8 protein-coding genes and 1 pseudogene are annotated in these 11,475 nt (G+C 65.0%); 5 read left to right on the top strand and 4 right to left on the bottom strand.

The window, feature by feature from the left end:
* Positions 1–238: 238 nt before the first annotated feature.
* The 4 genes from NKI97_RS34955 to NKI97_RS34940 all read right to left on the bottom strand — a co-directional run bounded on the left by NKI97_RS34955 (position 239) and on the right by NKI97_RS34940 (position 5,517).
* A complete protein-coding gene (locus NKI97_RS34955) occupies positions 239–1,270 on the bottom strand; it encodes a tetratricopeptide repeat protein (protein WP_352750285.1) in 1,032 nt (343 codons plus the stop codon).
* A gap of 59 nt (positions 1,271–1,329) precedes the next feature.
* Positions 1,330–2,241 (bottom strand): non-homologous end joining protein Ku, encoded by a 912-nt coding sequence (gene ku / locus NKI97_RS34950; protein ID WP_352750259.1) that lies wholly within the window; start codon positions 2,239–2,241, stop codon positions 1,330–1,332.
* A gap of 406 nt (positions 2,242–2,647) precedes the next feature.
* Positions 2,648–5,137, bottom strand: a complete 2,490-nt coding sequence (ligD, locus tag NKI97_RS34945; RefSeq protein WP_352743782.1) for a DNA ligase D — start codon at positions 5,135–5,137, stop codon at positions 2,648–2,650.
* A 155-nt stretch (positions 5,138–5,292) separates the two neighbouring features.
* Entirely contained in the window at positions 5,293–5,517 is a 225-nt protein-coding gene (locus tag NKI97_RS34940) for a hypothetical protein (protein WP_023675682.1), read from the bottom strand.
* 183 nt (positions 5,518–5,700) lie between these two features.
* Between NKI97_RS34940 and NKI97_RS34935 the strand changes: the two are divergent.
* The 5 genes and pseudogenes from NKI97_RS34935 to NKI97_RS34915 all read left to right on the top strand — a co-directional run bounded on the left by NKI97_RS34935 (position 5,701) and on the right by NKI97_RS34915 (position 11,236).
* Positions 5,701–6,707, top strand: a pseudogene (locus NKI97_RS34935) (aldo/keto reductase).
* 229 nt (positions 6,708–6,936) lie between these two features.
* Positions 6,937–7,887: a substrate-binding domain-containing protein gene (locus tag NKI97_RS34930; RefSeq protein WP_352838556.1), complete on the top strand. Its 951-nt coding sequence runs from the start codon at positions 6,937–6,939 to the stop codon at positions 7,885–7,887.
* Positions 7,888–8,110: 223 nt separating this feature from the next.
* Positions 8,111–9,679, top strand: coding sequence for a sugar ABC transporter ATP-binding protein (locus NKI97_RS34925; protein WP_502907144.1), 1,569 nt, complete (start codon positions 8,111–8,113; stop codon positions 9,677–9,679).
* Positions 9,676–10,692, top strand: a complete 1,017-nt coding sequence (locus NKI97_RS34920) for an ABC transporter permease (protein ID WP_352838554.1) — start codon at positions 9,676–9,678, stop codon at positions 10,690–10,692. Before NKI97_RS34925 ends, NKI97_RS34920 begins: the two co-directional genes overlap by 4 nt.
* Positions 10,693–10,738: 46 nt before the next feature.
* Positions 10,739–11,236, top strand: coding sequence for a GNAT family N-acetyltransferase (locus NKI97_RS34915; protein WP_352838553.1), 498 nt, complete (start codon positions 10,739–10,741; stop codon positions 11,234–11,236).
* Positions 11,237–11,475: the final 239 nt, after the last annotated feature.

The raw sequence follows: 11,475 nt of genomic DNA, 5'->3' as shown, positions 1-11,475 counted from the left end.
TGGCATCCCGAACCCCCTCGCGCAAAAGCGCAAAACTGTTCGCGATGTCCTCGCACATCTGTTCGCGATGTCTCCGGTCCAAACACCCTTGTGGGAGAAGGTGGCCGAGCGAAGCTCGGTCGGATGAGGGGTGTTCCAGGGAACGCCGACGCCTCATTTCTTCCAACACCCCTCAACCGTCTCGGCGCTGCGCGCCGATCCACCTTCTCCCACAAGGGGAGAAGGAGGCGCTACTACCTCACCCTGCCGACATCCGCGCCAGCTGCAAATCGACAAACTGGATGCCCCGCGCGGCCGTGCGCGCCCATTCGGAATTGGCGTCGAGCTCGAGATAGCGCACCCAGCGACGCCGCGCCTCGGCGAGATTGCCGGCGTCGAACTCCAGCCTGGCAAGGTTGAATACCGCATCGGCATAATCAGCGTCCAATGCGATCGCCTTGAGCAAATGGCGGCGCGCCGACGCCACCCGCCCCTCTTCGCTCATCAGCCCGGCGAGATTGAACCAGGCCTCGACGAAGCCGGGATCGAGCTTTATCGCGCGGGCATAGTCGTGCGCCGCCTCGGCCGCGTGGCCGGCGGCGCGCAGGCAGTTGGCGCGGTTGAAGGCGGCGATGGCATCGCTTGGGTCGATGGCCAGGCAGCGCTGGTAGAGCGCCGCCGCCTGCTCGTGGTCTTCAGCCCCTTCCGCCGCCTCGGCATCGGCGAACAGCTCTTCCAGCGTGTCGTCATCCTGCGTTCCCAGATCGAACAGCAGCTGGCCGTCGAGTTCGCTCTGGCCGCCCTCGAGATAGATCGCATCGGCCCGCCCATGCTGTGAGCCGACGGCGAGCGACTTGGCGGTGAGCGAGGCGACCGGGCCCGACCGGTGCACCGAGCGCGCAATCGCCCCCCAGGAGGCGCCACCGGCGACCAGGCCGGCATATTTGCGGGCGAGGATCAGGTCGCGAAAGGAATACGGTTCGCAATCATGCTCGAAGGCATCGAACAGCGACAAAAGGTCGAGATCCTCGCCGGTCAGCCGCGACTGGTCGATCAGCGACTGCCGCGACAGCGCCGAAGCCTCCGGCGCCTTCATCAGGCCGAGCAGGCGCAGGAAGCCGTTCTCGCTGACCAGCTTGCGCCCGGCCGCGCGCTCGGTGACGACGCGGCGCTCAATCTCGGCATCATCGGCCTTGGCGAGGAACGTCCGCCCGAATACCACATGGGTGGTCCGTCTGGTGACTCCGCGCCGCAATTGGCCCTGCCGGCGCTCGATCTCGCGCGCCGCCATGCGAAGCGGAAACGCCGCGAGCGCGCCGATAGTGCCGAAGATCGTGCCAGTAGGCGCCGTCACCCTTTGCTCTTACCGACGGCCTGCAGCAGATTGGCCTTGAGCGGGTTTTCCTTGGCGCCGCCCTTGGCGGACTTTGCTTTGGCTGCCGGTTTCGTCGCCTCATCGGCCTTGCTCTTCGACTTGGCCGGCGGCTTGGCCGATTGGGACAGGCTCGCCTTCAGCGCATCCATCAAATTGATGACATTGCCGCGCTCGGGGGCAGCCGCGATGATCGGCTTGTGGCCCTTGAGCTTCTCGCGGATCATCGCCATCAGCGCGATCTCGTAGCGGTCCTCGTAATTCTTCGGTTCGAAGGTGGTTTCCTTCTGCTTGATCAGCGCCTCGGCCAATTGCAGCATTTCGGGATCGGGGTTTCCGGCCGGGATATTGCCGAAATACTCAGCCGTGCCACGCACTTCGTTCGGATTCCTCAAGGTGCAGACGAACATGCCGTTCTCGCGCGCGCCGATCGTCACCACGCGCTCGCGGCTGGACAGCACCAGGCGGGCGATCGCCAGCTTGCCGGATTTGCGCATGGCTTCGCGCAGCACGGCGAAGGTCTCCTCGGCCATTGCGCCGTCCGGCGCCAGGTAATAGGGCGCGTCCTGATAGATGACGTCGACCGAATGCTCGTCGACAAAGGCCTCTATGTTCATCGTATGATTGGATTCGATGCGTACCGCATCGAGATCGGAGTCCTCGATGATGATGTACTGCTTGTCCTCGTATTCGTAGCCCTTGACCAGGTCCGAACGCTCGACCAGCCCGAGTTCGGGGTCGACCGGCTTCATGTTGATGCGGTTGTGCGTCTTCTTGTGCAGCTGGTTGAAGCTGATGCGCTCGCTGGCGCTGGTCGCCGGATAGAGCCGGACCGGACAGCTGACCAGACTGAGCTTGAGGTAACCTTTCCAACTTGCCCTGGGCGCCATGAAATACTCCTACGCGGCCTTGTGCTGTCGAACTGTTCGCAGCGTTCATTCGTCCGGAGGACGAACGGGGCTGCCGAAATCCTACATTGCCCCTTACAATACCGCCAAATCCCTAGCGAAATCTTCCATCTCGGCTGAGGGGTCGGCGGTGGGACCCGGCGCGAAGATTAATTCAAATTTTCCGGAGCGTCGATGGAGTCTGGAGCCGCGCTCGCAGAACTTGGTTCCTCGCCCCCATGGAATGGGGGAGAGGTGGCTCGGCGAAGCCGAGACGGAGAGGGGGAATGGCGCCCCTTCGCCCACAAGAGAATCTCTTCCTCCGCCGGCGAAGACCCCTCTCCGTCCGCTACGCGGCCACCTCTCCCCGCTTTCGCGGGGCGAGGAACCCTAGTTCTGCAAAGCCCGCTTACTTGACCACCGGCAAATCCCTGGCGAAATCTTCCATGTCGGCCCAGGGATCGCCTGACGTCGCCAGCAGGCCCGGCAGCGACGAATAATTCAGATCCTGCGGAGCGTCGATGGATTCCAGATCGCTCCAGCTCACCGGCGTCGAGGCCGGCAAATTGGTGCGGGCGCGGAGCGAATAGGGAGCCGCAGAAGTGTGGCCGCGCGCATTGCGGTGATAATCGATGAAGATACGCCGCTTGCGGTTATCCTTGCCCATGGTGGTGGTGAAAGTGTCGGGCGCGGTGGCGGCAAGATGCGTCGAGATGGCGCTGGTCGCCTGGTGCAATTTCTTCCAGTTCTGCTTTTGCGTCACCGGCACTGATATGTGGATGCCGTGGCCGCCGGACGTCTTGGCGAACGGCACCAGTCCTAGCGCTTCCAGCTCGCCCTTAATGTGCACCGCCGCCTCAACCACCTCGCGCCAGGCGATCCCCTCGCCCGGGTCGAGGTCGAAAACGATCAGGTCCGGCTTGTCGAGCCGCGTGCGATGGGTGCCCCAGGTGTGGAACTCGACGACACCGAACTGCGCCAGTGCCAGATAGCCCTTGGCGTCTTCCACCGAGAGATAGGATTTGGTCTCGCCCTCCGAATTGGTCGCTTCGAAAGTCGCCACCGATGACGGCATGCCGGTGAAGGCGTGGCGCTGGAAGAAACAGTCCTGCGGCCTGCCGGTCGGGCAGCGCACCAGCGACACCGGCCGGCCAAGGATGTGCGGCAGCATGAAATCGCCGACCAGCGCATAATAGACGGCAATGTCGAGCTTGGTCGGGCCGGTCTTGCCGAACAGCCGCCGCGTCGGGTTGGTCACCCAGATGGTGGCGAGGTCGGCCTCGGCGATCAGCCGCTTGCGCTTGGCCGAAACCGGCGTCGACAGGCCGACGTCGCGCAGGCCGCGGAACACGGCATGGCGCAGCGCATTGTCGGTGGTCCGGTTGGCGTAGTGGATATGCGCCGAAAGCAGCGGCCGCACCCAGTTCATCTCGCGCATGATTTCGCGGGGAACCCCTTCGGGCGCGGACGCCCCGGCGCGCAAAGGCTCCAGCCGGGCCAGCAACTCGGTGGCGGTGGCGGCATCGAAGCCGGTGCCGACCTTGCCGCGATAGTGCAATTCGCCATCCTCGAATTCGCCGAGGCCGAGTGCGGCCAGCCCCTCGGCCGCGTCGGAGACAGTGTAGCCGGCGATAACGAAGTCGCCGGTCTGAAGCGCCTTGGTCTTGGTCCAGGTCTTGGTACGGCCGCTCTGGTAGATTGCCGTGGCGCGCTTGGAGACGACACCCTCGAGCCCCATCTCGGATGCCTGGTCATAAAGTGCCTGGCCGTCTCCTTCGACATGATCGCTGAGCTGGATGGCCGAATTGGCGCCGAGACCGGACAGCAATTGCGAAAGCAGCGCCTTGCGCCGGCGGAGCGGCGCTTGTCTCAGGTCCCAGCCGTCGAGATATAGAAGATCGAAGGCGTAGAAGTGGAGCTTGTTGCCGGCGCCTTCGGCCAGCGCGTCTTGCAAAAGGGCAAAGCGGCTGATGCCCTTGGCGTCGAGCGCGACGATCTCGCCGTCGATGATCGCCTCGCGGCACGGCAGCCTGGCGAATGCAAGCGGCAGGTCGCCATAGCGCTTCGTCCAGTCGAGGCCGGCGCGGGTGATCAGCCTGACTGCGCCGTTAGCGAGATGCGCCATGGTGCGGTAGCCATCGAATTTGATCTCATGCAGCCAGACTTCGCCCGTTCGGGCCGCTGGGTCATCGCCGCCCGGCGGCTTCGGAACCTGCGTAGTCAGCTGCGGCACGATGCGGGTGGGCGGCGGCGCCTTGACGGCGCCCGGCAAAGCGCCGGGTTTCAGCACCACCGGCCTGGCAGGTTTGGCGGCAGGCTTCGGCGTTGCCACCAGCTCCTCGATGCGGCGTCCGGATTTGACGCTTTCCGGGCGGGCTTCCAGTATGTCGAGCTTGGCGTCGGCGGCCAGATCGCGCTCCTTGAACAGCAGCCAGTTCTTCTTGCCCTCATCCTCGCCGGGCTTCGGTTTCAGCCGCGTCAGCATCCAGCCGCCATTCAGCTTTTCGCCGGCGAGGCGGAACTTGAAGGAACCGGTGCGCAGGCTCTTCTCGACATCGTCCATCGGCGCCCAGACGCCGGTGTCCCAGACGATCATCGGCCCGCCGCCATATTCGCCTTCGGGAATGACACCTTCGAAGTCGATATACTCGAGCGGATGGTCCTCGGTCTCGACCGCCAGCCGTTTGTCGGCGGGGTTGAGCGACGGGCCTCGCGGCACCGCCCAGCTCTTCAGCACGTCGCCGACCTGCAGGCGCAGATCGTAGTGATCGGCCGTGGCGTGATGCTTGTGGACAACGAAACGATTGCCCTCACCGGCAACCAGACCGCCGGCTGGTTCCGGCGTCCTCGTGAACTCGCGCTTGGCGCGATAAGCCTTGAGCTTCGAAGGAGCTGGCATGGACTAGGCGCGGGTGGTGGGCAAAAGCAACGAGCGCGGCATCAAAATCCCATCGCAGCGGCGCTCCAATGTCACGGCATGGATCCCAGGGTCTCCGCGACGTCGCTTAGCTCCTGCTCCGCCCTGGGATGACGAAGGATGGCAGGTCACGCCGCTCAATCGTCGGTGGCCGGCGTCAATTCGAGCTCGGCCGGCGACAGGCCCTGCTGCAGCTGGCTGAGCCGGAATTCGTCGACCCAATAGGCCTCGCCGTCGACCAGCACCCGCGCGCTGTAGCTGCCGGCCGAAAAACGCTGCGCGGTGATGTACACCTTGTGGCGGTCGAGCGCGTTCCGCACCGCGGCGCGCTTGGATTTCTGACTGGCGACGGAACTGGCCATGCTGGTTACTCACGCACAAGCCGCAAGGCGGCGTGCCTTAAGGATGGCCGAGAGCGTGTCGGCTGTCAATTTGGCGGTCGCTGCGAGCCGCGCGCGGTGGCGCCTCCCGATCTGTGGAAACCGAGCCGGTGCGCTATATTGCCCTGGCGGCTTGGAACGCGATGCTGATCCGGAGAGCTTCACATGACATTGACGATGCGCAAACTCGGCAGCCAGGGCCTGCAAGTCTCGGCAATCGGTCTCGGCTGCATGGGCATGAGCCAGTCCTACGGCCCGGCCGACGAGGCGGAATCGACCGCCACGCTGCACCGCGCCATCGAACTCGGCTGCACCTTCCTCGACACCGCGGAAGTGTACGGGCCGTTCACCAACGAGGAACTGCTCGGCCGCGCGCTGAAGGACCGGCGCGATGAGGTGACGATCGCGACGAAATTCGGCTTCGCATTGAAAACGGCAAGCAAGTCGGCACCGAGCGCGACAGCCGGCCCGAACATATCCGCGAGGCTTTGGAAGGTTCGCTGAGGAGGCTCGCCACCGACCACGTCGACCTCCTCTATCAGCACCGCGTCGATCCGGCGGTGCCGATCGAGGATGTGGCGGGCGCTGTCGGCGAGCTGATCGCTCAGGGCAAGGTCCGCTTCTTCGGCCTCTCTGAAGCCGGCGCCGCCAATATCCGCCGGGCGCATGCCGTGCATCCGGTGTCGGCCGTGCAGAGCGAATATTCGCTGTGGGAGCGCAATCTGGAGCCGGAAATCATTACGCTGCTGAAGGAGCTCGGCATCGGCCTGGTGCCGTTCTCGCCGCTCGGCCGCGGTTTTCTCGCCGGCGATGTCAGGCGCGCCGAAGACTATCCGGAGGGCGATTACCGGCGCGGCGATCCGCGCTACCAGGGCGCCAACTATGACGCCAACATGCAGGCGGCGGCCACGGTACTCGACATCGCCGCGGCCAAGCGCGTCAAGCCAGGCCAGATCGCGCTGGCCTGGCTGCTCCACAAGGGGAGCGACTTCGGCATCGACATCGTGCCGATCCCCGGCACCAAGCGCAGAAAATACCTCGAGGAGAACGTCGCCGCGGCTTCGATCAGGCTGGACCCAGCCGAGATGCAAGTGCTGGACGACGCGCTGGCGCCGGGAAAGGTCGCCGGTGAGCGCTACGGCGAGCGCACCATGGTGATGATCGATCGGTAGGTCTTTGCCTGCTCCCGTTCTTGCGCAAAGCTCCGGCCTTGGCTAGCATCCGCCGGCAGGCACCGAGCGGAGGAGAACGTCGCGGTGGACCGGCTGGAGCGCCGTGCGTCCATTCAAACACGAGTTGGGCGCTCGAAGGACACTCCATTTTTGAATCGACGCAAGGAACCTTCCGGAAAACCCATTCCGGTTTCGGGGTCGTGCGCTCATCTGGGAGGAGACTAAATTGATCAACAGACGTGAATTCCTGCTGTCGACCGCGGCGATGGGCGCTTTGGCGCTGGCCGCTCCGCAACTGGCTTTTGCCCAGGACAAGCTGACCATCCTTGGTTCGGTGCCGAGCCTCGGCTTTCCGTTCTTCGTGCACATGCTGAACCAGATCAAGGCGGAAGCCCAGGCGCAGGGCGTCAACCTGGTCGAAAGCGACGGCCAGAACTCGGCGCCCAAGCAGACCGCCGATATCGAAGCGGCGCTCGTGCAGAAGGTCAACGCCATCGTCATCTCGCCGCTCGACGTCAACGCGCTGGCCCCAGCCATCGAGGAAGCGGTCAAGGCCGGCGTTCCCGTCGTCACCATCGACCGCCGCGTCGAAGGCGTCGAAGGCATCCTCGCCCATGTCGGCGCCGACAATGTCAAGGGCGGCGAGGCCGAAGCACAGGCCATGGTGGCGGCGTTCCCGAATGGCGCCAAGATCTTCCATCTGCAGGGTCAGCCCGGCGCCGGCCCGGCGATCGACCGTAACAAGGGTGTGCACAACGTCCTCGATCCTATGAAGGACAAGTACCAGATCATCTTCGAGCAGACCGCCAACTTCGCCCGCGCCGAGGCGCTGTCCGTCACCGAGGCCGGCCTTGCCGCCAACGGCAAGCCTGACGCGATCATCTGCGCCAACGACGACATGGCGCTTGGCGCGGTTGAAGCCTGCGCGGCGCGCAACTTCACCGACGTCAAGATCTATGGCTTCGACGCGCTTCCCGAAGCGCTGGTCGCCGTGCGCGACGGCAAGCTGGCCGGCACGGTCGAGCAGTTCCCCGGCGAGCAGTCGCGCACCGCCGTGCAGATCGCCGTCGCCTACGCCAGGGACAAGACCAAGCCGAAGGAAAAGCTGGTGCTTTTGACACCGATCGTCATCGGCAAGGACAATCTCGACAAGGCGGAGAGGCTGGGCGAGACGAAGTAGGCGAAGCCGACGGGACAGCACCCCCCTCTGGCCTGCCGGCCATCTCCCCCTCAAGGGGGGAAGATTGGATGTCACGTCGGCTTTCGCTAGTTTTCGATCTTGCAGAAGAGGCGAAGCCAATGAAGCTGCAATCTCCCCACTTGAGGGGGAGATGGCCGGCAGGCCAGAGGGGGGCGCTGCCCCGCCAGCGTTGCGTGACAACCGAATGATCCAGGAGCAAACTTTGCCCAAGGCAGCCGCCATTGCGCCCTCTCCCGCACTGCTCACCGTCGAGGGCGTGACCAAGCGCTTTGCCGGCGTCACCGCGCTGAACGACGTTTCGCTCGAAGTCCGCCCCGGCGAGATCCTCGGCCTGCTCGGCGAGAACGGCGCCGGCAAATCGACGCTGCTCAAGATCCTGTCCGGCGTGATGCCGCCAACCAGCGGCCGCATCGTCTTCGATGGGGTCGAATTCAGCCCGCACAATCCGCAGGATGCCAAGCGCCACGGCATCGTAACAATCTACCAGGAACTGAGCCTGATCCCGACGCTGACCGTGGCGGAGAATATCTTCATCGGCCGCGCACCGCTCGGCCGGTTCGGGCTGGTCAGCTGGCGGAAGATGGAGGAAGATTCGCGCGCGATCATCGCTCGCGTCGGCCTCGACCTCGACCCGGCGACGCCGGTGTCGGCGCTGTCGGTGGCCGAGCAGCAGCTGGTCGAGATCGCCCGCGCACTATCGCTGAAGAGCCGCTTGATCATCATGGACGAGCCGACCTCGGCGCTGACCGAAACCGAAGTGCACAGGCTGATGTCGATCATGGGCCGGCTGCGCAAGGATGGCGTCGCCATCATGTTCGTCACCCACCGGCTGGAGGAGGCCTCGGCGATCTGCGACCGCATGACGGTGCTGCGCGACGGCAGGCTGGCCGGCCATCTCGACCGCGAAGGCGGGCCGATCAGGCTGCCGAAGATTATCGAGAAGATGGTCGGCCGCGCCGCTTCCGAGCTCTATGCAAGGCCGACGCAGCGCGACGTCGCCGGCGACGTCCGGCTCTCGGTGCGCGGCCTGCGCACGGTGCGCGATCCGCAGGCGCCGCACGCCATCGTGCTCGAAGGCGTCGATCTCGACCTCAAGGCGGGCGAAATCCTCGGCGTCGCCGGGCTCGTCGGCTCCGGCCGCACCGAGCTCGCCCGCGCCATCTTCGGCGCCGACCGCATTGCAGCCGGCACCATCATGCTCGACGGCAAGCCGATCGCGCCCGCTTCACCCGCCGACGCCATCGAGCTCGGCATCGGGCTGGTTCCGGAAGACCGCAAGCACCAGGCAATCTTCGCAGCACTCGCCATCCTCACCAATTTCTCGATCGCCGCGCTCGACCGCTACTCCAATGTCGGCTTCATGGCCGAGCGGCGAGAGCGCGAGGCGTTGGCGAACTATAGGAAGACGCTGTCGATCCGCATGGCCTCGCCCGAGCAGGCGATCGAGGGACTGTCCGGTGGCAACCAGCAGAAGGTCATCCTTGCCCGCTGGCTGGCACGCGATCCCAAGGTGCTGATCGTCGATGAACCGACGCGTGGTGTCGATGTCGGTGCCAAGGCGGAGGTGCACCAGATCCTGGTGGAGCTCGCGGCGCGCGGCATCGCCATCATGATGATCTCGTCCGAGCTGCCCGAAGTGCTTGCGGTGTCGGACAGGATCGTCACCATGCGGCGCGGGCGCATCACCGGCGAGATGCCCGGTATCGAGGCGACCGAGGAGAAACTGATGGAACTGATGGCGCTCGACCAGAAGCAGGAAGCAACGCAATGACCAGCACGACCGAACGGAGCCAGCGCGGCGGCGTCAATCTTGCGCGCCTGCTGATGAGCTTCGGCCCGCTGATGTTCCTGGCGTTGCTGATTGTCGTCTTCACCGTGCTGAAGCCGAGCTTCATCGACCCGATCAACCTGTTCAACATCATGCGCCAGATCTCGATCACCGGGCTGATCGCGCTCGGCATGACCTTCGTTATCCTTACCGCCGGCATCGACCTGTCGGTCGGCTCGCTGCTCGCCTTCTGCGGCATGGTCGCGGCGGTGGTGGCCAAGGGCGGCACCGCCAACACGCTGTCGCTGTCGACGTCGGGCACGCAAGGCTATGGCTGGTTCGCCGCCCTTCTCGCCGCCGTCGTCGTCGGCGCCGTGGCCGGCGGCGTCCAGGGCTTTGCCATCACCAGGCTGAAGGTGCCGCCCTTCGTCGTCACGCTCGGCGGCCTCACCGTGTTTCGCGGCCTGACCTTGACGATTTCCAATGGCGGCCCGATCTCCGGCTTCGACGCCTCGATGCGCTGGTTCGGTACCGGCCTGATCGGCCCGGTTCCGGTGCCGGCGATCATCTTCGCGATTGCCGCGATCCTATGCCATATCGTGCTGCGCTACACACGTTACGGCCGCGCGGTCTATGCCGTCGGCGGCAATGCCGAGGCGGCACGGCTCTCCGGCCTGCGTGTCGACCGCATCCTGATCTCGGTCTACATCATCGTCGGCTTCTTCGCCGGCCTCGCCGCCTTCGTTTTGTCGGCGCGGCTCAACTCCTCCGAAGCCGTCGCCGGCATCGGCTACGAGCTGACGGTGATCTCGGCGGTCGTTATCGGCGGCACCTCGCTGTTCGGCGGCATCGGCAGCGTCGGCGGCACGGTGGTCGGTGCAGGACTGATCGGCGTCTTGCAGAACGGGCTGCAGTTCAACAACGTCTCGTCCTACACGCAAAGCATCGTCATCGGCCTGATTCTCATCCTCGCGGTGGCCTTCGATCGCTGGCTGAAATCGCGGGTGAGGCGGTGATGGCGGAGCGAACGCTGCGATGCCGTAAACTGCCCGGGAGGTGGCGATGCCCCAAATAAGAACCATGACCGAACAGGACGTTCCGGCGGTGTCGCGGCTGCTTGGAGGGTCCTGGCGACACACCTATTCGCCGATCCTGGGTGCCGAGACCACGGCACGGCTTTCGGATGAGAGGCACGCGCCGGAGCGGTTGGCGGCCGAGCTCAGGGACGACAGCAAGATGTCCTTCGTCGCCGAGCGGGCTGACGGCTCGCTCGCCGGTTATGCGATGGCCGCGATGGACGACAAGGGCGAGGTCATGCTGGAGCGGCTCCATATAGACAAAAGCGACTACGGCACCGGCCTTGCCGCCGACCTGCTGCATGCCGTTCTTGCCGCGCATGCGGGTATTCCCAGCATCGCCCTGGAAGTGATCGAGGGCAACGATCGCGCAATCGCCTTCTATCGCAAGCACGGCTTCGAGGTCGTCGAGCGCCGGCCGGCTGCACACGGAGTGGGCGGCCATGCCTCGCTGATCATGCGCCGGCTGCTGCCGATGGCTTAGTAGGCGAAAGCGGCTGAGCGCGTAATCTCCCCCCTCGAGGGGGAGATGGCCGGCAGGCCAGAGGGGGTAGCCGCGCGTGAGGCGCCAACTTTCTCTTTCGTCCAACATGGCGTCGCGCCAGGACGTACCGACCCCCTCTGTCGCCTTCGGCGACATCTCCCCCTCAAGGGCAGGGCTATCGCATATGAGTGATGGCATTGATGAGATAGTCGTCGTTCCAGGCGCATTTCTTGATGCGA

This window comes from Mesorhizobium sp. M0296, from assembly GCF_040321675.1.
Classification (GTDB): domain Bacteria; phylum Pseudomonadota; class Alphaproteobacteria; order Rhizobiales; family Rhizobiaceae; genus Mesorhizobium.
The sequence above is the reverse complement of the archived record's forward strand: the minus strand, read 5'-3'. Positions and strand labels throughout refer to the sequence as shown.

Coding starts and splice junctions, on each gene's coding strand:
- ku (WP_352750259.1), bottom strand. CDS start 2,241: ATGGCGCCCAGGGCAAGTTGGAAAGGTTACCTCAAGCTCAGTCTGGTC.
- NKI97_RS34940 (WP_023675682.1), bottom strand. CDS start 5,517: ATGGCCAGTTCCGTCGCCAGTCAGAAATCCAAGCGCGCCGCGGTGCGG.
- NKI97_RS34920 (WP_352838554.1), top strand. CDS start 9,676: ATGACCAGCACGACCGAACGGAGCCAGCGCGGCGGCGTCAATCTTGCG.
- NKI97_RS34955 (WP_352750285.1), bottom strand. CDS start 1,270: ATGGCGGCGCGCGAGATCGAGCGCCGGCAGGGCCAATTGCGGCGCGGA.
- NKI97_RS34915 (WP_352838553.1), top strand. CDS start 10,739: ATGCCCCAAATAAGAACCATGACCGAACAGGACGTTCCGGCGGTGTCG.
- ligD (WP_352743782.1), bottom strand. CDS start 5,137: ATGCCAGCTCCTTCGAAGCTCAAGGCTTATCGCGCCAAGCGCGAGTTC.